The organism is Ruminococcus sp. MCC718 (genome assembly GCF_018783905.1).
Lineage (GTDB): Bacteria > Bacillota > Clostridia > Lachnospirales > Lachnospiraceae > Hominisplanchenecus > Hominisplanchenecus faecis.
Window position 1 is genome coordinate 31979 of sequence record NZ_WQNP01000047.1, and the last position, 19106, is coordinate 51084.

Consider the following 19106-nt stretch of genomic DNA (forward strand, 5'->3'; position numbering starts at 1 on the left):
CTGTGTTATAAAAATAACAGGAGAAAGAAAAAATGGAGAAAAAAATCATTCAGGTGGACGAGAAAGTACCTGTAAAGATGCTGATCCCGCTGAGTCTTCAGCATATGTTTGCTATGTTCGGAGCATCGGTGCTGGTACCGTTTCTGTTTGGAATCAGTCCGGCGATCGTGCTTCTGATGAACGGTGTCGGCACACTGGTCTTTATCGTTGTAACAAAAGGAAAAGCACCGGCGTACCTGGGTTCCAGTTTTGCATTTCTGGTTCCGGCGGGGCTGGTCATTGAGAAATTCGGTTACCAGTATGCACTGGGAAGCTTTGTTGCCATCGGATTTGGCGGTATCATTGTTGCACTGATTATTCGAAAATTCGGCACAAAATGGATTCATATCGTGCTGCCGACAGCAGCCATGGGACCGGTTGTAGCCCTCATCGGGCTGGAGCTTGCGGGAAATGCCGCAAGCAATGCCGGCCTGCTGGATGAAGTGATTGATCCGAAAAACGTGATCGTTTTTCTGGTGACACTTGGCGTTGCCGTGTTTGGACAGATCCTTTTTCGCGGGTTCCTCGGTGTGATCCCGATCCTGATTGCGATTATTTCCGGCTATGTGGCAGCTGCGGCGTGTGGTATCCTTGATTTCACGGAAGTTGTACAGGCATCCTTCTTCGCACTGCCGAATTTCCAGTATCCGAAGTTTAACCTGGAAGCGATCATGACGGTATTTCCGGCACTGCTTCTGGTCGTGTCGGAGCATATCGGACATCAGGTTGTGACAAGTGAGATCATCGGAAGAGATCTTTTAAAAGAACCGGGACTGCACAGGACTCTGTTCGGTGACTTCTTTTCCACCATGCTTTCCGGTCTGGTAGGATCGGTGCCGACCACGACATACGGTGAAAACATCGGTGTCATGGCGATGACCGGTGTCTACAGCGTGCAGGTGATCGGCGGGGCGGCCGTTTTATCCATCTGCTGTTCCTTCCTTGGTAAGCTCTCCGCACTGATCAGCACGATCCCGGGTCCGGTTATCGGAGGGGTATCCTTCCTGCTTTACGGTATGATCGGTACATCCGGTATCCGTCTGCTGGTAGACGGAAAAGTAGATTACAGCCGTTCCAGAAATCTGGTGCTCACATCGGTAGTATTTGTAACAGGGCTTTCCGGCATTGCACTGAAGATCGGCAATGTGGAAATGACAGGAATGGTACTGGCATGCGTTGTTGCTATGGCAATGAGCTTGGTATTTTATATTCTTGATAAATTCGGACTGACAAACGATCAGTCGCAGAAATAAAAATGAACACAGCGGCAGGCTTTTCTTGCGGGAGCCTGCCACAAACAGGAGGTAAGAAAGATGAATCAGGTAATTATTCCGGAAAACTATCATTCCGTGCTCTCTATGTATGAGACACAGGATGCGATCGGGATCATCAAAGAAATGATGCAGAAGAAACTCTGTATGGCACTGCGTTTGAAAAGAGTCACAGCTCCGCTGTTTGTAGATCCGGCATCCGGACTGAACGACGATCTGAACGGAGTGGAACGACCGGTTTCTTTTGAAATCCCGGCAGCTGGCGTGGAGGCACAGGTTGTACATTCTCTGGCAAAATGGAAACGTATGGCACTTTACCGCTACGATTTTCGTGTTGGAAAGGGGATTCTGACAGACATGAATGCCATCCGCAGAGACGAGGAGCTTGATAATCTTCACTCCTGTTACGTGGATCAGTGGGACTGGGAGAAAGTCATCGACCGCAGCGACCGCAACGAGGACTACCTGAAAGCCGTTGTCAAGAGAATTGTCGGCGTGATCTGCAATACCCTGGATGAGCTGAAATACTATTATCCGCAGCTGGAGCTGGAACTGAACCGTGATGTTGCATTTGTCACAACACAGGAGCTGGAGGATCGTTATCCGGATCTGACACCGAAGCAGCGTGAAAATGTGTTTGTAAAAGAACACGGAACTGCTTTTATCATGAAGATCGGTGACAAACTGAAGTCCGGTGAGCCACATGACGGCAGAGCACCGGACTACGATGACTGGGCACTGAACGGAGATATTCTGTTCTGGCATGAGACACTGGGCTGTGCCCTGGAGGTATCTTCCATGGGAATCCGTGTCGATGCAAAATCTCTGGCAGAGCAGCTGACAAAAGCAGGATGCGAAGATCGAAGAGAACTTTTGTTCCACAAAATGCTTCTGGAAGAGAAACTGCCTCTGACGATCGGTGGTGGTATCGGACAGTCCAGAGTCTGCATGCTTCTGCTCGGTAAGGCACATGTCGGCGAAGTACAGGCATCGATCTGGGATGAAGAGACACTGAACGCATGTGAAAAGGCAGGAATCTGCTTGTTATGATCGATCAGAAATGCCGTCTCTGTCCGCGGGAATGTAAGGCAGAGAGGGAAAATGGACAGATGGGTTTCTGCGGTATGACAGGAAAAGGCATCAGGGCGGCGAGAGCTGCCCTTCATTTTTGGGAAGAACCATGTATTTCCGGGAAGGGCGGTTCCGGTGCCGTCTTTTTTGCAGGCTGTACCCTGCGTTGTGTTTACTGTCAGAACCGCGAGATCGCAGCCGGGAGGATGGGAGAGGAGATCAGCCTTTCACGCCTGGTGGACATCTTTTTTGAACTCAAAGAACAGGGAGCGGAAAATATCAATCTTGTCACACCGAGCCATTATGCGGACAAGATCATGTCCGCAATCCGTATGGCAAAAGAGAGAGGATTTGACCTTCCGTTTGTTTATAACTGCAGCGGATATGAGAAAGTTGAAGTCTTAAAACAGTTGACTGGCCTGATTGATATTTATCTTACGGATTTTAAGTATATGTCGTCGGAAAGTGCCCTGCGATATTCGCATGCCAAAGATTATCCAAAGGCTGCAAAGGCGGCACTTGCCGAGATGATGCGTCAGCAGCCGCAGACGATATACGATGAACATGGCATGATGAAGCGTGGTGTGCTGGTCCGCCATCTGCTTTTGCCGTCGCACCGTAAGGAAGCAGAACAGGTGATAAAATATGTATACGATACTTATAAAGATCAGGCGGCGATCAGCCTGATGTGTCAGTATACACCGCTTGGCGGACTTGATAACTATCCGGAACTGAATCGGAGAGTGACAAAAAGAGAGTACGAAAAGCTGCTGGATTTTGCTGTCGAACTTGGCGTGGAGAACGGCTACATGCAGGAAATGGAAAGTGCGAAAGTTTGCTATATTCCACCGTTTGACGGAGAGGGCATAAAAGCATAAAATATGCAGTAATTTGACTTTCTATGCACCAATTCCGTTGACATTACTTTGAAACAGTGTTAAACTCAGACGCAGAGCAAGGAAGCAGTCCGGATGATGGAAAAAACAGAAATTTCGGACAAGCTTATTAAAATTCAGGAGGAATAGAAATTATGAAAAAACTGATTGCAGCAGCACTGGTTGGAACAATGGTACTTACTATGGCAGGATGCGGAAGCAAGACTGCAGAAACAACAGGAAGCGAAGCTTCTTCTGATGCAGCAGGCGGCACACTGGTTATGGCTACCAATGCAGAGTTCCCGCCATATGAATATTATGAAGGCGAAAATGTCGTAGGTATCGATGCAGATATCGCAGCAGCCGTAGCAGACAAGCTGGGTATGGAGCTGAAGATCGAAGATATGGCATTTGATTCTATCATCCCGGCTGTAACATCCGGTAAGGCAGATATTGGACTGGCCGGTATGACCGTTACCGAAGACCGCCTGGAAAATGTGGATTTCTCTGATACTTACGCACATGCAACACAGGTTGTTATCGTAAAAGAAGACAGCGATATTGCAAGTCCGGATGACCTGGAAGGCAAAAAGATCGGTGTACAGCTTGGTACCACCGGTGATATTTATGCAGGTGACATCAAAGATGCAACCGTAGAACGTTACAACAAAGGTTTCGAGGCCGTACAGGCACTTACTCAGGACAAAATCGATGCCGTTGTCATCGACGGAGAACCGGCAAAAGTATTCGTGAAAGAAAACGAAGGTCTGAAGATGCTTGATGAAGCATTTACCGAAGAAGATTATGCGATCGCAGTAGCAAAAGGAAATGATGAACTGCTGGATAAGATCAACACTGCACTCGGCGAACTGAAAGATTCCGGTGAGCTGGATAAGATCGTTGACAAGTATATCACAGCGGAATAAAAGAAAGTGACAGAGGAATGCCATGTCAAGACAATTATACTTGAATTTTATTAAAGATAACAGATGGAAATACATTGTGAACGGTCTGGGAACGACACTGCAGATTACCTTTTTTGCAGTCATTCTCGGTATTGCTCTCGGATTCCTGATCGCAGTCATCCGTTCAACCTATGACAAGACAGGAAAAGGGAAAATATTGAATTTTCTGGCAAAAGTATATCTTACCGTAATACGAGGAACACCGGTACTGGTACAGCTCCTTATCATTTACTTTGTCGTATTTGCAAGCGTGGATATCAATAAAATCATCGTTGCAGTCATGGCATTCGGTATCAACTCCGGTGCGTACGTGGCAGAGATCATAAGAAGCGGTATCATGTCGATTGATGACGGACAGTTTGAGGCAGGCCGAAGCCTGGGCTTTAACTATACACAGACCATGATCTACATTATCCTGCCGCAGGCACTGAAAAACGTGCTTCCGGCACTGGCAAACGAGTTTATCGTACTTTTGAAAGAAACTTCCGTATCCGGATACATAGCCATTCAGGATCTGACGAAAGGCGGAGATATCATTCGAAGCCAGACATACAATGCTCTGTTCCCGCTTCTTATGGTGGCAGCGATCTATCTGATCATGGTGCTTTTCTTTGAAAAGCTGGTATCCATTTTAGAGAGGAGGCTGCGTAACAGTGAGCGTTGAGAAAAAAGAGACCCTGATCCAGGTTCAGAACCTGACCAAGACTTTCGGCGGCAGCGTACATGCACTGAACGGTGTCAGCACCGACATCAAAAAAGGCGAGGTTGTCTGTGTGATCGGACCTTCCGGTTCCGGTAAAAGTACATTTCTTCGCTGTCTGAATCGTCTGGAAGATCCGACGGACGGACGTATCATTTTTGCGGGGGAAGATCTGATGGATCCGAAGACGGACATTGATATGCACCGTCAGAAAATGGGAATGGTATTTCAGCATTTCAACCTGTTTCCGCATATGTCGATCCTGAAAAATATGACGATCGCCCCGATGAAACTGCAGAAACGCGGCAAAGACGAAGCAGAAGGTCAGGCTATGAAACTTCTGGAGCGAGTAGGACTTGCTGACCGTGCAAATGCTTATCCAAGCCAGCTCTCCGGCGGACAGAAACAGCGAATCGCCATCGTGCGTGCCCTGTGTATGAATCCGGAAGTGATGCTTTTTGACGAGCCGACTTCCGCACTTGACCCGGAGATGGTCGGAGAAGTGTTAAATGTTATGCGAGATCTTGCCAAAGAGCACATGACCATGGTCGTGGTAACCCATGAAATGGGATTTGCAAGAGAAGTTTCCGACCGCGTGATCTTTATGGCGGAAGGAAAGATCGTAGAAGAAGGAACGCCGGAAGAGATCTTTACGGCACCAAAGACAGAGAGACTTCAGAGTTTCCTGAGTAAAGTTCTTTAAAGAGAATTTATCGAAATACAGAAAACGGCATGGGTGTCAGAAAAGCTCCGGTGCCGTTTTTTTATGCTGACAGATGAAAAATTATGCGAAAAGAAATGCTTGCATATTAAACAGGCATCGCTATAATAATAGAAGAAACGTAATGATACAGTGTGGCAGGAGCATTTGCTGTCCGGACTGTAAAAATCTAAAAGCAAAGTGGTGGATAAAATTGAACTATACAGAAGCAGTAGAATATATACTTAATGTACCAAAATTTACGACAAAAAACAAACCGGAACATACTGTAGAGCTGTTAAAAAGACTGGGACATCCGGAGTGCGGCATGAAGGTGATCCATGTTGCAGGAACCAATGGAAAAGGTTCTGTCTGTGCCTTTCTTTCAGAGATGCTGACACTGGCAGGCAAAAAGACCGCCCTTTTTACCTCTCCGCATCTGGTTCGGATCAACGAACGTTTCCAGATCAACAATGTACCGATCAGCGACGAGCTTTTTCTGGAATCTTATCAGAAAGTACAGGCAGCCATTGACGGCATGGTAAAAGACGGACTGCCGCATGCAACTTATTTTGAGCTGCTCTATGCGGTTGCCATGGTTGCTTTTCAGAAAGAAAAGGCAGAATACGTGGTTCTGGAGACCGGTCTTGGCGGAAGACTCGATGCGACCAACACGATCGAACATCCGATCGCGACGGTGATCACTTCGATCAGCTTGGATCACACGGAGATCCTCGGAGATACGATCGAAAAGATCGCAGGGGAAAAGGCCGGGATCATCAAAGAAGGTGTGCCGGTCATCTACGACGGCAGAAACGAAGAGGCAGAAAAGGTCATCAAAAAGAGGGCCAAAGAGCTTCACGCACCGGCGTTTGCACTGAAAGAAGAAATGTATGAAATTTTGGGAAACACGGACAAAAGTATTGATTTTTGCCTGAATTGTGGGTATTATGAACATGCAAAAGTGACCGCACCTTATCTTGCACCATATCAGGTGGTGAACAGTTCTCTGGCACTGCTTGCCATGGATGTGATCGATCCGAAACAGGAGATCTCGCAAGATCTTCGTATCCGGGCGATCAAAGAGACAAAATGGCAGGGACGTATGGAGACTGTTCTGCCGGGTGTGATCGTGGATGGGGCACACAATGAGGATGGTATCGCACAGTTTGTAAAGACCGTGCAGAGCGTACAGGAGCGTTATCGGATCGTACTGCTGTTCTCCGCTGTGGTAGAGAAAAATTACGAAGAGATGATCCACACGATCTGCAGCCAGACGACACCGTCTGCGGTGGTAGTCACGGAGATCAAAGGCGACCGCATCGTGCCGGCAGGGGAGCTTTCCGAAGTGTTTGCAAAATACACAGACGCACAGATCGTAACGGAACCGGATATCGAGAAAGCGTTTGAAAGGGCATGCACCCTTCGACAGGACGGACTTTTGTTCTGTGCGGGATCTTTATATCTGGTAGGGGAGATCAAAGAAATCCTGGAAAAATGCAAGGCATGACAAAGGAGCAGATTTTATGATTAATTACGAAGAAGAATTAAAAAAATTTCATTCCAGCCTCGATGTGAATGAAGCAGAAGATGCCATCTACAATCGGGATCTGACGGATATCACCGATATTCTCAAAGAGCTGATGAAAGATGAAAAAAAGAAGATAAGAAGATAAGGGGACAGCATGAATTGTATTTACTGCGGAACTCCATTATCCGATATTGATTACTGTACCGGATGCGGAGCGGACATTACGATACTGAAACGTGTGGCACGTATTTCCAATCTGCTTTACAACGAAGGATTGGACAAAGCACGCGTCAGGGACTTGTCGGGAGCGATTAAATCACTGAAGAGAAGTCTTGAGTTCAACAAAGAAAATAAAGATGCAAGAAATCTTCTGGGACTGGTCTATTTTGAGTCAGGTGAGGTTGTATCTGCACTGACCGAATGGGTGATCAGCAAAAATATGAACCCGGATGACAATCTGGCGGAATACTACATAGACAAGCTGCAGTCCAACAAAAACAAGCTGGATACGATCAATCAGACGATCCGCAAGTACAATCAGGCACTGGTCTACTGCCGTGAAGATCATGATGATATGGCAATGATCCAGCTGAAAAAAGTACTTTCCCAGAATCCAAAACTGATCAAGGCATACCACCTTTTAGCGTTGCTTTATCTGAAACATCAGGATTACGAAAAAGCAAGAAAACTGCTCAAAAAAGCAGCATTCATTGACACAAACAATACAACGACACTCCGCTATCTCCAGGAAGTGGAGCTGGCGACCGGTATCAGCACCAGTCTGGATGTCAAACGTAAGAAAAAATATGCAAAAGAAAAGGTTGATCGCTTAAGCGGCACGGTAACCTACATGAACGGCAATGAGATGATCATCCAGCCGACAACGTTCCGTGACAGCTCGGCGGTTGCCACGTTTATCAATATTTTCCTCGGCATTGTACTCGGGGCAGCTGTGGTGTGGTTCCTTGTTGTACCATCGACACGTCAGAGCATCTATGAAAAGGCAAATGCACAGGTAACGGATGCCAACTCCCAGATGGCGGCTCAGGTTTCCAGGGTGCAGGGACTGCAGGAAGAGATCGACGGCTATCAGAGCAAGGTCGATGCAGCGAACAAGGCAAAAGAAGAAGCGGATAAAAAGGCAGATTCTTATGATGAGATCCTGCAGGCAGCCAATTATTATCTGGCAAACGATATGACAAAAGCAGCGGATGCGTTCAATCAGATCGAGGAGAGCAGCATGACCGGAAAAGGTCAGGAGCTGTATGCGACACTGAAAACGGCTCTTGCGGACTATGTGTTTACGGAGGCCTATAATGCAGGGGCAACGGCGTTTGCATCCGGAGATTATAAAACAGCGATCACACAGCTGAAAAAGGCGACCGAAGCCAAGACAGATGATTTCAATGCCTGGTATTATCTGGCATTTTCTTACCGTAACAACAACGATACGAAAAAGGCGAACAAGATCTTCCGGCAGATCGTACAGCAGTTCCCGACACAGGCGGCAGCTTATAATATTTCCAGCTACATCACAAGCGATACTTCATCGGGCAGCAGTACGACAAATGCCACACAGGGTACGACGACCGGAGGAACGGACACCACAAATACAGCCGGAACAACCGATACCACAAATGCAGCCGGGACAACGGATAACACCACCGGGGCGGCTGATACGACCGGAAATGATACGACCGGCAACGATACCGCAGGCGATAACGGTACTGCGGATATCAACAACATGTTTGGCATCGAATAAGAAAATATGAAATACAAAAGAGAAGCTTACACAGATCGAAAAAGATCGGTGAGGGCTTCTTTTTTTATCTTAGTCGGAGAAGACTTCCTATAAGTGGCGAGCAACAAATTTGTCTTAGTGGAAGTGCAATCTCCGACTAAGATAAACGCTCCGCGAGGATGCACAGCGATTCTGTTGGGTAAATGTCAGCAAAGCTGACCAAAATCGCGTGCCAAGTCTCACGTGCGTTCGACTTGAAGCAACAGTATACGGAAAAGATTGGGGGATATCAGAAAGATGCAGGATTTTGTGAAAATGAGAGGGAGCGACATGATCATTTTTGTTCCGGAAGAGCTGGATCATCACGGTGCAGAGAAAATACGCCGGGAGGCAGATCAGCTGATGGGAAGCCGGAGAGTCAAACAGGTGATCTTTGATTTTAGGGAGACGGTGTTTATGGACAGTGCCGGGATCGGCATGATCATGGGTCGCTATAAATTGATGCAGTCGCTTGGAGGAAAGGTGACGGCAATTCATGTAAACCAGAGGGTACGCAGGATCCTGCTGCTTTCCGGAATCTATAAAATTGTCGGGATTTACGAGGATACCCCACAGACAACCGGGGCGATGTATGGAGGGAACAGACATGGGGTATGAAAACGAAATGAAGATAGAGTTTGACAGTCGCTCCTGCAACGAAGGGTTTATCCGCGTGGCAGTTTCCGCTTTTATGACACAGCTCAATCCGACGCTGGAAGAGGTGGCGGATGTAAAGACAGCAGTTTCAGAAGCAGTCACAAACTGTATCGTACATGCATATGACGGAAAGGTGGAGAAAATAACGGTATCCTGTCATATCGAAGGAAATGCCCTCTGCCTGTCGGTCAAAGATACCGGATGCGGCATCCCGGACATTGAAAAAGCCATGGAACCACTGTTTACGACCAGACCGGAGATGGAACGTTCCGGTATGGGATTTGCCTTTATGGAAGCTTTTATGGATGAAGTGCATGTCGAATCCACACCTGGACATGGAACCACGGTTTCCATGCGAAAGGAGATCGGATGGAACAAACCCTTGCATTGATCGAACGTTCTCACAAGGGGGACAAAGATGCAAGGAATATACTCGCACAGCAGAATATGGGACTTGTCTATACCGTCGCGAGGCGTTTTAACGGCAGAGGATGTGAGATGGAAGATCTGATACAGATTGGAAGCATTGGACTGTTAAAAGCAATCGATAAATTTGACCTTTCCTATGATGTCAGATTTTCGACGTATGCAGTTCCGATGATCGCAGGAGAGATCAAACGGTTTCTGCGGGACGACGGGATGATCAAGGTCAGCCGCTCTTTAAAAGAGATGGCGGTAAAAGTGTGCATGACAAGAGAAAAGCTGGAAAAGGATTACGGGAGGGAACCAACCCTGGAAGAAGTTTCAGAAGAGATCGGGGCGACAAGAGAAGAGATCGTGATGGCGATGGAGTCTGCAAGCGAGGTAGAATCGCTGCACAAGACCATTTACCAGGGGGACGGAAATGCCATTTCTCTGATGGACGGTATAAAAGAAGAAAAAGATGCCTCAGAAGAACTTCTGGATCATATGCTTTTAAACAGTCTTCTTGGTACGCTGGAAGAAAAAGAACGTGATCTTCTGCGGCTTCGCTATTTTGAAGACCTGACGCAGGTGCAGGTCGCAAAACAACTGGATATGACACAGGTGCAGGTTTCCAGGATGGAAAAGAAGATTCTGGGGAAACTGAGGGAACGGCTGTAAAGGCGGATTCTGGGAAAAAGAAAGGGATGATAACCGGGAATAAAAAACAAAACAAAGGAGATACTACAGAAGAAAGAAAAATACAGCTGGAGGCTACGATATGAAGCAGGCAGGCGGTGAGACACTTTATCTGAAAGTGGATCGAAATGTGCAGGTACATGACAAAAAAGTAACGATTGGTGATCTAGCACAGATTCTCTGTACAGATAAACAGACAGAAAATCTTGTGAAAACCATCAAAGTGCCGCAGGCGACAAACGGGAAACCGGGGCGGCATACGATGTCGGTCATGGAGCTGATTGAACGGATCCAGGAAGAAGTTTCCGGGCTTGAGATTAACAACATCGGAGAGTATGATTTCCTTGTGACGTATGAAGCGGAAAAACAGCCGGGGCGTGTGCTCAGTTACGCAAAAACCATATTTGTCGCGGCACTGTCGTTTTTTGGGGCGGCTTTTACGATCATGACGTTTAACAACGATGTGGACATTCCAAAGCTGTTTGCTCAGATCTATCAGCAGTTTACGGGCACACCGTCCAGTGGTTTTACGGTTATGGAGTTCTCGTACTCGATTGGGCTGGGGCTTGGGATACTGCTCTTTTTCAACCATTTTGGCGGCAGAAAGATCACGGCAGATCCGACACCTCTAGAAGTGGAGATGCGTACTTACGAAGATGAGATCGACACGACGCTGATCGAGCGAAGCACCCGTGACCCGAAAAAACAGAAAAACACAAATCAGCAGAAAAAGGCGGGTGGATGATATGGCGGAAAAACAGATCATTCCGGCAGTCGTGGGACTCTCCGGAGGTTTTGTCATAGCAGGCGGTGTGATCGCCCTGATGGTGGGACTTGGGATCATCACGCGGTTTGTCGGGATCACACATACGGCAAAGCATGTGAAAGGATATGAGACAGCGATACTTGCAGGAGCCATTTTCGGAAATCTTCTGACGGTGCATCAGATCCGGATTCCACTGGGAATTTTTGGTCTTGTGCTGATGGGTGTGCTGTTTGGGATTTTTGTTGGTGGATGGATCCTGGCACTGGCAGAAATTGTCAATATTTTTCCCATCTTTGCCAGAAGGATCGGCATTACAAAAGGTTACAGTCTGATTGTGATCGCGATCGCAGCCGGAAAAACGGCGGGCAGTCTGTACCATTTTTACAGGCGTTGGGGCATGTAGAAAGCAGACGGCAGGAAGGAATGTTAAGAACATGAAAGATGTGTTAAAAGAACAGAGAAATCAGAAATACAATGATTATGTCAAACAGGTGACACCGGTGCACAGTCTGCCGTTGAATATGCTCAAAGCGTTTGTGACAGGCGGCGTGATCTGCGTGATCGGACAGGCAATCTTAAATTATGGGGATATGCTCGGACTGGAAAAAGACATTGCAGCGAGCTGGTGTTCCCTGATCCTGATTTTTGTCAGTGTGATACTTACCGGTCTGAATATTTATCCGAAACTTGCAAAGTTCGGCGGAGCAGGAACGCTGGTGCCAATCACTGGATTTGCCAATTCGGTGGCAGCTTCTGCGATCGAATATCAGAAAGAAGGGCAGGTTTTCGGGATCGGATGCAAGATCTTTACGATTGCAGGACCTGTGATCCTGTATGGGATCTTCTCGAGCTGGGTGCTGGGACTGATCTACTGGATCTTTCAGGTGACTGTATATCAAATGTGAGATGAATCCCGTCTTAGCAGGCGGTGCACTACAGGCTTGTATCAGTGGCAGATCCGATTAAAAAAAGTCCTGAATGTTCTTCAGGACTTTTTTCATGCCGGTGGCCGGACTCGAACCGGCACGGCTGTTAAACCGCTTGATTTTGAGTCAAGTGCGTCTGCCAATTCCGCCACACCGGCAAAATCTCAAAACCGATATTTAGTTTACCATAAATATTCTGGTATTGCAAGCGTTTTTTGCGTGTTTTCTTTTACTTTACACCCGAACGGAGATAGGATATACTGAGGGGGAACGAAAAACAAAGGAAAAGACAGCGGGGGATCACGATGGATTGTAAAAAAGCCCAGTCATTGGTAACAGCTTATATTATGAGAAAACTCAATGACAAAGATCTGGAAGACTTTCTGGAACATGTGGATAGCTGTGAGGAATGTTATGAGGAGCTGGAAATATACTATACCGTACATTATACTATAGCCCGTCTGGATGAAGATGAGGCGGATCAGGTGTATAATGTCAAAAAGGCACTGCAGAACCGTCTGGAAGAAAGCCGTTTTTATATATGGAGGACAAAAGTTTCCAGGATCTACCGCATTGGGCTCATGGTACTGGCGGAGCTGCTTCTGGTTGTGATTCTAATGACACAGGCAGATCTGTGGCAGAACGGAACCATGGAACACAATCCGATCTGTCAGTTTTTATCCATACACAGAGAAGACAGAAGGCAGGCAGAGACAGAGTATAAGCCGGGTGAAACAGAAAGCGAAACAAAGAATCCTCTGATAAAAACAGACACTGCTTCGACAGAAAATGAAACAACAACGCAGAAACAGACAGAAAAGAAGCAGTCGAAAAACAGGAAAAAGAAGAAAAACAAGAAAAAATCAAAGAAATCAAAAAAGAAGAAAAAGAAGCAGACTGAAAAAACGACAGAAAAGTGAAAGAACAGAAAAGAGGACTGGAACATTGAGAGAGAAACTCGTTTTGATCGACGGACACAGTATTTTGAACCGGGCATTTTACGGAGTGCCGGAGCTGACCAACTCGGAAGGGCTGCATACAAATGCGGTCTATGGTTTTTTAAATATTTTATTTAAAATCCTTGCGGAAGAACAGCCGCAGTATCTGGCGGTTGCTTTTGACCTGAAAGCACCGACCTTTCGCCATAAAATGTATGATGCTTACAAAGGGACGAGAAAGCCGCAGCCGCCGCAGCTCCACGAGCAGGTGCCGGTCATGAAAGAAGTGCTGACGGCGATGGGTGTACCGCTTCTGATGAAAGAAGGCTATGAGGCGGATGACCTGCTTGGAACGGTGGCAAAGCGGATGGAAAAGAAAGGTCTGGATGTTTCTGTGGTCTCCGGTGACCGGGATCTTTTGCAGCTTGCAACAGAGCACATCATGATCCGCATACCAAAGACGAAGCGGACTGGCACGGAGATCGAGGATTACCATGCAAAAGAAGTGCTGGAGAAGTATCAGGTGACACCGCCGCAGATCATTGAGCTGAAGGCGATGATGGGTGATGCCTCGGACAATATTCCGGGACTTCCGGGAGTCGGTGAAAAGACGGCGACCAAACTGGTCGTGGCGTATGGCACGATCGAGAATGCCTGTGCCCATGTGGAGGAGATCAAGCCGACCAAGGCGAAAAATGCTTTTCTGGAGCACTATGATCTGGCAGTCCTCAGCAAAAAACTGGCGACAATTGATACCGACAGCCCGATTGATTTTGTGCTGGAGGATGCGAGACTTACCGATCTGTACACGCCGGAAGCCTTTGCCCTGTTCAAAAAGCTGGAGTTTAAGAATCTGCTGGGAAGATTTCAGTGTGATGCACCGGATCAGAAGATAGAACAGTATTTTTACGCAGTGGAAGATTTTGGTGAGGCGGAAGACGTGTTTGCACAGGCAGCAGGGGCAGCACTCGTGAGCTTTTCTGTCATTTCTCACAAAGGAGAAGTAAAAGGTATTTCTCTTGGCTGGGAGAAAGAAAAGATTTATTATATACCGGCACAGGGTTTTGTGACCGGTCAGTATCTCTGTGAAAAAATGACGGAAGTGCTGGAAAAAGCGGATGCGGCTGTCACGATGAACGTCAAAGAGCAGCTTTCGTATCTGCACGTGGAGAAGAAAAATCTCTTTGATGCAGCGATCGCCATGTATCTTTTAAATCCACTCAAAGATACCTATGCGTACGAGGACATTGCAAAAGAATGTCTGGATCTTCTGGTTCCGTCCGTGCAGGAGCTGCTTGGAAAAGAAGATTTTGGATCGGAAGATGAGAAAGGAGTGAAAAATGCAGCCTGCTACGGCACGTACACCTGCTTGGAAGGAAAAGCAAAACTGGAAGAAAAGTTAAAAGAGAACGGTATGTGGGATCTGTTTAAGGAGATTGAGATGCCGCTGGTCTATACGCTTTACGACATGGAAAAAGCCGGTATAAAGGCAGATGGAGAGGCGTTAAAGCAGTATGGGGAGCAGTTGTCCGGACGGATCAAAGAACTGGAAACGACGATCTACGATCTGGCTGGAGAGACCTTCAATATCAATTCTCCGAAGCAGCTAGGTGTGATTTTGTTTGAAAAACTGCAACTTCCATATGGAAAGAAAACGAAGACCGGCTACTCGACCGCGGCCGACGTGCTGGAGAAACTGGCACCGGAGGCACCGATCGTGTCCCATATTCTGGAGTACCGTCAGCTTGCAAAGCTCAAATCCACCTACGCGGACGGACTGGCAGGTTACATTGCGGCAGACGGAAGGATTCACAGCAAGTTCCATCAGACGATCACGGCAACGGGACGCATCAGCAGCACGGAGCCGAACCTTCAGAACATCCCGATCCGTATGGAACTTGGCAGAATGATCCGCAAAGTCTTTATTCCGGAAGATGGATTTGTCTTTGTGGATGCCGACTACTCCCAGATCGAGCTGCGTGTGCTGGCACACATTTCCGGGGATGAAAGGCTGATTGAAGCTTACCGGGAAGCTCAGGACATCCACCGGATCACGGCCTCACAGGTGTTCCATGTGCCGTTTGATGAAGTGACACCTTTGCAGAGAAGAAATGCCAAGGCAGTTAATTTCGGCATTGTCTACGGCATCAGCTCCTTTGGCTTAAGTCAGGACTTGAGCATCTCCAGAAAAGAAGCCGCAGAATATATTGAGAAATATTTTGAGACGTATCCGGGCATCAAACAGTTTCTGGATCAGAGTGTGGCGGATGCAAAAGAAAAAGGCTATGTCACGACACTGTTTGGCAGAAGAAGACCGGTTCCGGAGCTTTCTTCTTCAAATTTTATGCAGCGTTCTTTCGGGGAGCGTGTGGCGATGAATTCACCGATCCAGGGTACGGCGGCAGATATCATCAAGATTGCCATGATCCGTGTCAATGAGCGGCTGAAAGCAGAACATTTCAGATCCAGACTGATCCTTCAGGTGCACGATGAACTGCTTGTGGAGGCGGCAAAAGAGGAGCTGGATATGGTAAAACAGATCCTTGCAGAGGAGATGCACGGTGCGGCGAATTTAAAGGTTTGCCTGGAGATCGATATGCATACCGGAGAGAACTGGTACGAGGCAAAATAGACCGGAGATTGCAAAAAGTGCAGAAAGCAGGTTATAAATATATGAAAGTACTTGGGATTACCGGACAGGTAGGGGCAGGGAAAAGTACGATCCTTGCCTATCTGGAGGAGAAATACAGGGCAAAAGTCATCCAGGCTGATCAGGTCGGCCATCTGGTGATGGAGCCGGATACTTCCTGCTATAAGCAGATCTGTTCTTTGTTTGGAGAGCAGATCCTGGCGGCAGATCAGAAGATCGACCGGAAAAAACTGGGTGCGATCGTGTTTGCAGATCAGGAAAAGCTTGCCATGTTAAATGCGATCGTTCATCCGGCAGTGAAAGAATACATTCGAACTGCCGTTTATCTGGAAAAACAAAAGGCATGTGTGCCGTTTGTGGTCGTGGAGGCAGCTCTTTTGCTGGAAGAACATTACGACGAGATCTGTGATGAGATCTGGTATATTTATGTGGACGATGCGGCACGTCGCGTACGTCTGAAACAGAGCCGTGGTTACAGTGACCGCAAAATAGATGATATTTTGAAAAATCAGCAAAAAGACAGCGTATTTCGAAAGTCCTGTCAATTTGTGGTTGACAACAGCAGCGATTTTGTAGAAAATACATTTGAACAAATGGACAGGGGATTAAAAGAACATGGATTTTTGTAGTATAGCAAGCGGAAGCAGCGGAAACTGCATTTATGTGGGTTCTGATCAGACTTCTGTGCTGATCGATACCGGGATCAGCAGAAAAAGGATCGTGGACGGACTGCATGAGATCGACCGGAAGCCGGAAGAGCTGAAGGGGATCCTGATCACACACGAACATTCGGATCACATCAAAGGGCTGGGCGTGATGTCCAGAAAGTATCATATCCCAATCTATGCGACAGCAGGTACGATCGACGGGATCAGAAACAGTACCAGCCTTGGTCAGATTGATGAAGATTTGTTCCATACGATCCGGGCAGATGGGAAATTTCAGATCGAAGATCTGGAGGTGGAACCGTTTGCCATATCGCACGATGCCGCCGAGCCGGTTGCCTATCGTCTGGACAATGGGGAGAAATCGGTTGCCGTTGTGACGGATCTTGGTTATTACGATGAGAAGATTGTTTCTCATCTGAAAGATCTTGACGGCGTGCTGCTCGAATCCAACCACGATATACATATGCTGCAGGTTGGCAGCTATCCCTACTATCTGAAACAGAGGATCCTCGGGAACAGAGGGCACCTGTCAAATGAAAATGCAGGCCGTCTGCTCTGTGAGATTTTAAATGACAGGATCAAAACCATTCTGCTTGGACATTTAAGCAGGGAGAATAATTACGAGGCACTGGCTTACGAGACCGTATGTGCGGAAGTTACATTGGGTGATAATCCTTACAAGGCCGGCGATTTTCCAATCGCAGTGGCAGCGAGGGATCATATATCACCGCTCTATGCCCTTTAAAGGGCGGGCGGAGTCTGCATATCAGACAGAAAGGAAGATAAAATGAAACGTACCGTTATAACCGTAGTAGGAAAAGACACCGTAGGTATCATCGCAAAAGTCTGCACGTATCTGGCAGAGAATAACGTAAATATCCTGGATATTTCACAGACGATCGTGCAGGGATTTTTCAATATGATGATGATCACCGATGCAAACCAGTCAGAAAAACCATTTGCAGATCTGGCAAAAGGGCTGGAAGAGCTTGGAAATGAGATGGGACTGACCATCCGCTGCCAGCACGAAGATATTTTTAACAAGATGCATCGTATTTAAACCGTGACGGAAAGAGGACAGCGATTATGATTAATATGTTTGAAGTAAACGAGACAAATAAGATGATCACTCAGGAAAATCTGGATGTTCGTACCATTACGCTCGGTATCAGCCTGCTGGATTGTGTCGATGCAGACCTGGAAGTATTAAATGAAAATATTTACCGTAAGATCACAACCGTTGCGAAGGATCTGGTAGCAACCGGTCAGCAGATTGAAAGAGAATATGGGATCCCGATCGTCAACAAGCGAATCTCCATCACACCGATCGCTTTCGTTGGCGGTAAGGCATGCAAATGTCCCGAAGATTATGTGAGCATTGCAAAAACACTGGACCGTGCCGCAAAAGAGGTTGGCGTCAACTTTATCGGCGGCTACTCCGCACTGGTATCAAAGGGCATGACAAAGAGCGATGAGAATCTGATTCGCTCCATTCCGGAAGCACTCTCTGTTACAGAGCGTGTCTGCAGTTCCGTCAACGTCGGCTCCACAAAATGCGGTATCAACATGGATGCGGTACGCCTGATGGGCAAGATCGTAAAACAGGCAGCAGAATATACAAGAGAGCAGGATTCTCTTGGCTGTGCAAAGCTGGTTGTATTCTGCAATGCACCGGATGACAACCCGTTTATGGCAGGAGCATTCCACGGCGTGACCGAGGCAGATGCGATCATCAACGTCGGTGTCAGCGGTCCTGGCGTTGTAAAGACTGCCCTGGAGCAGGTACGCGGTGAGAGTTTTGAAGTATTGTGCGAGACGATCAAAAAAACGGCGTTCAAGGTTACGCGAGTAGGCCAGCTGGTTGCACAGGAAGCGTCCAGAAGACTTGGTATTCCGTTTGGCATCATCGATCTTTCTCTGGCACCGACTCCGGCGATCGGAGACAGCGTTGCAGATATTCTCTGCGAGATCGGTCTGGAACATGCAGGAGCACCTGGCACGACGGCAGCACTGGCACTTCTGAACGATCAGGTGAAAAAGGGTGGTGTCATGGCATCTTCTTATGTCGGCGGCTTAAGCGGAGCCTTTATTCCGGTCAGCGAAGACCAGGGTATGATCAATGCGGTAGAAGCCGGTGCACTGACACTGGAAAAACTGGAAGCAATGACTTGTGTATGCTCCGTTGGTCTTGACATGATCGCCATTCCGGGCAAGACAAGCGAAGCGACCATCTCCGGTATTATCGCTGATGAGATGGCGATCGGTATGGTCAACCAGAAAACAACGGCAGTGCGTGTGATTCCGGTCATCGGAAAAGATGTTGGAGATATGGTAGAATTTGGCGGACTGCTCGGATATGCTCCGGTTATGCCGGTCAATTCCTTCTCCTGTGAAGCATTTGTATCCCGCAAGGGACGTATCCCGGCACCGATCCACAGCTTCAAGAACTAAACCGGAAAGCACAAGGT

At 47.4% G+C, this 19106-nt stretch carries 21 protein-coding genes and 1 tRNA gene; 21 read left to right on the forward strand and 1 reads right to left on the reverse strand.

All coding sequences use genetic code 11. From position 1 onward, the window contains the following. Nucleotides 1–32: 32 nt before the first annotated feature. The 15 genes from uraA to GPK60_RS06290 all read left to right on the forward strand — a co-directional run bounded on the left by uraA (nt 33) and on the right by GPK60_RS06290 (nt 12361). On the forward strand, nt 33–1292 hold the full coding sequence (gene uraA, locus GPK60_RS06220; protein WP_215659089.1) for a uracil permease: 1260 nt from the start codon (nt 33–35) through the stop codon (nt 1290–1292). Nucleotides 1293–1352: 60 nt separating this feature from the next. Continuing rightward, complete coding sequence (asnA, locus tag GPK60_RS06225) at nt 1353–2360, forward strand: aspartate--ammonia ligase (protein WP_022119306.1); 1008 nt, start codon at nt 1353–1355, stop codon at nt 2358–2360. After that, nucleotides 2357–3259, forward strand: a complete 903-nt coding sequence (locus GPK60_RS06230) for a radical SAM protein (RefSeq protein WP_215659090.1) — start codon at nt 2357–2359, stop codon at nt 3257–3259. Before asnA ends, GPK60_RS06230 begins: the two co-directional genes overlap by 4 nt. Before the next feature lie 152 nt (nt 3260–3411). Next, nucleotides 3412–4182, forward strand: a complete 771-nt coding sequence (locus GPK60_RS06235) for a basic amino acid ABC transporter substrate-binding protein (RefSeq protein ID WP_022119308.1) — start codon at nt 3412–3414, stop codon at nt 4180–4182. 22 nt (nt 4183–4204) lie between these two features. After that, nucleotides 4205–4885 (forward strand): amino acid ABC transporter permease, encoded by a 681-nt coding sequence (locus GPK60_RS06240; protein WP_022119309.1) that lies wholly within the window; start codon nt 4205–4207, stop codon nt 4883–4885. A gap of 13 nt (nt 4886–4898) precedes the next feature. After that, nucleotides 4899–5624, forward strand: a complete 726-nt coding sequence (locus tag GPK60_RS06245; protein WP_173866411.1) for an amino acid ABC transporter ATP-binding protein — start codon at nt 4899–4901, stop codon at nt 5622–5624. Nucleotides 5625–5835: 211 nt separating this feature from the next. Further along, nucleotides 5836–7131, forward strand: a complete 1296-nt coding sequence (locus GPK60_RS06250) for a folylpolyglutamate synthase/dihydrofolate synthase family protein (RefSeq protein WP_252191314.1) — start codon at nt 5836–5838, stop codon at nt 7129–7131. A gap of 16 nt (nt 7132–7147) precedes the next feature. Continuing rightward, nucleotides 7148–7297, forward strand: coding sequence for a hypothetical protein (locus tag GPK60_RS06255; protein WP_022119312.1), 150 nt, complete (start codon nt 7148–7150; stop codon nt 7295–7297). 9 nt (nt 7298–7306) lie between these two features. After that, nucleotides 7307–8914: a tetratricopeptide repeat protein gene (locus GPK60_RS06260; RefSeq protein ID WP_173895856.1), complete on the forward strand. Its 1608-nt coding sequence runs from the start codon at nt 7307–7309 to the stop codon at nt 8912–8914. Nucleotides 8915–9208: 294 nt separating this feature from the next. After that, complete coding sequence (locus GPK60_RS06265) at nt 9209–9550, forward strand: anti-sigma factor antagonist (protein ID WP_243872539.1); 342 nt, start codon at nt 9209–9211, stop codon at nt 9548–9550. After that, nucleotides 9540–9980 carry an anti-sigma F factor gene (gene spoIIAB, locus GPK60_RS06270; protein ID WP_022119315.1) on the forward strand — a complete coding sequence of 147 codons (441 nt, stop codon included), beginning with the start codon at nt 9540–9542 and terminating at the stop codon, nt 9978–9980. Before GPK60_RS06265 ends, spoIIAB begins: the two co-directional genes overlap by 11 nt. After that, complete coding sequence (locus GPK60_RS06275; RefSeq protein ID WP_022119316.1) at nt 9959–10672, forward strand: SigF/SigG family RNA polymerase sporulation sigma factor; 714 nt, start codon at nt 9959–9961, stop codon at nt 10670–10672. Before spoIIAB ends, GPK60_RS06275 begins: the two co-directional genes overlap by 22 nt. Nucleotides 10673–10772: 100 nt before the next feature. Then, the gene (locus tag GPK60_RS06280; protein WP_173866405.1) at nt 10773–11435 is read left to right on the forward strand and encodes a stage V sporulation protein AA; all 663 of its coding nucleotides are present in this window, start codon (nt 10773–10775) and stop codon (nt 11433–11435) included. A 1-nt stretch (nt 11436) separates the two neighbouring features. Next, entirely contained in the window at nt 11437–11859 is a 423-nt protein-coding gene (locus GPK60_RS06285; protein WP_173895853.1) for a stage V sporulation protein AB, read from the forward strand. Nucleotides 11860–11890: 31 nt separating this feature from the next. Continuing rightward, entirely contained in the window at nt 11891–12361 is a 471-nt protein-coding gene (locus tag GPK60_RS06290; RefSeq protein ID WP_147631274.1) for a SpoVA/SpoVAEb family sporulation membrane protein, read from the forward strand. 95 nt (nt 12362–12456) lie between these two features. Here the strand turns inward: GPK60_RS06290 and GPK60_RS06295 are convergent. Further along, nucleotides 12457–12540: transfer RNA gene (locus GPK60_RS06295), tRNA-Leu, on the reverse strand. Between the two features lie 147 nt (nt 12541–12687). On the opposite strand from GPK60_RS06295, the gene GPK60_RS06300 reads away from it, so the two are divergent. The 6 genes from GPK60_RS06300 to GPK60_RS06325 are packed head-to-tail and all read left to right on the forward strand — an operon-like array spanning nt 12688 to nt 19089. After that, nucleotides 12688–13302, forward strand: a complete 615-nt coding sequence (locus tag GPK60_RS06300; protein WP_173895850.1) for a zf-HC2 domain-containing protein — start codon at nt 12688–12690, stop codon at nt 13300–13302. A 25-nt stretch (nt 13303–13327) separates the two neighbouring features. Beyond that, nucleotides 13328–15952 carry a DNA polymerase I gene (polA, locus tag GPK60_RS06305; RefSeq protein WP_215659092.1) on the forward strand — a complete coding sequence of 875 codons (2625 nt, stop codon included), beginning with the start codon at nt 13328–13330 and terminating at the stop codon, nt 15950–15952. A gap of 17 nt (nt 15953–15969) precedes the next feature. After that, nucleotides 15970–16599, forward strand: a complete 630-nt coding sequence (coaE, locus tag GPK60_RS06310) for a dephospho-CoA kinase (protein WP_226911809.1) — start codon at nt 15970–15972, stop codon at nt 16597–16599. Continuing rightward, nucleotides 16586–17383, forward strand: a complete 798-nt coding sequence (locus GPK60_RS06315) for an MBL fold metallo-hydrolase (protein WP_147631277.1) — start codon at nt 16586–16588, stop codon at nt 17381–17383. Before coaE ends, GPK60_RS06315 begins: the two co-directional genes overlap by 14 nt. A gap of 42 nt (nt 17384–17425) precedes the next feature. Next, a complete protein-coding gene (locus GPK60_RS06320; RefSeq protein WP_022119324.1) occupies nt 17426–17698 on the forward strand; it encodes an ACT domain-containing protein in 273 nt (90 codons plus the stop codon). Between the two features lie 26 nt (nt 17699–17724). Next, nucleotides 17725–19089, forward strand: coding sequence for a PFL family protein (locus GPK60_RS06325; RefSeq protein WP_147631278.1), 1365 nt, complete (start codon nt 17725–17727; stop codon nt 19087–19089). Nucleotides 19090–19106: the final 17 nt, after the last annotated feature.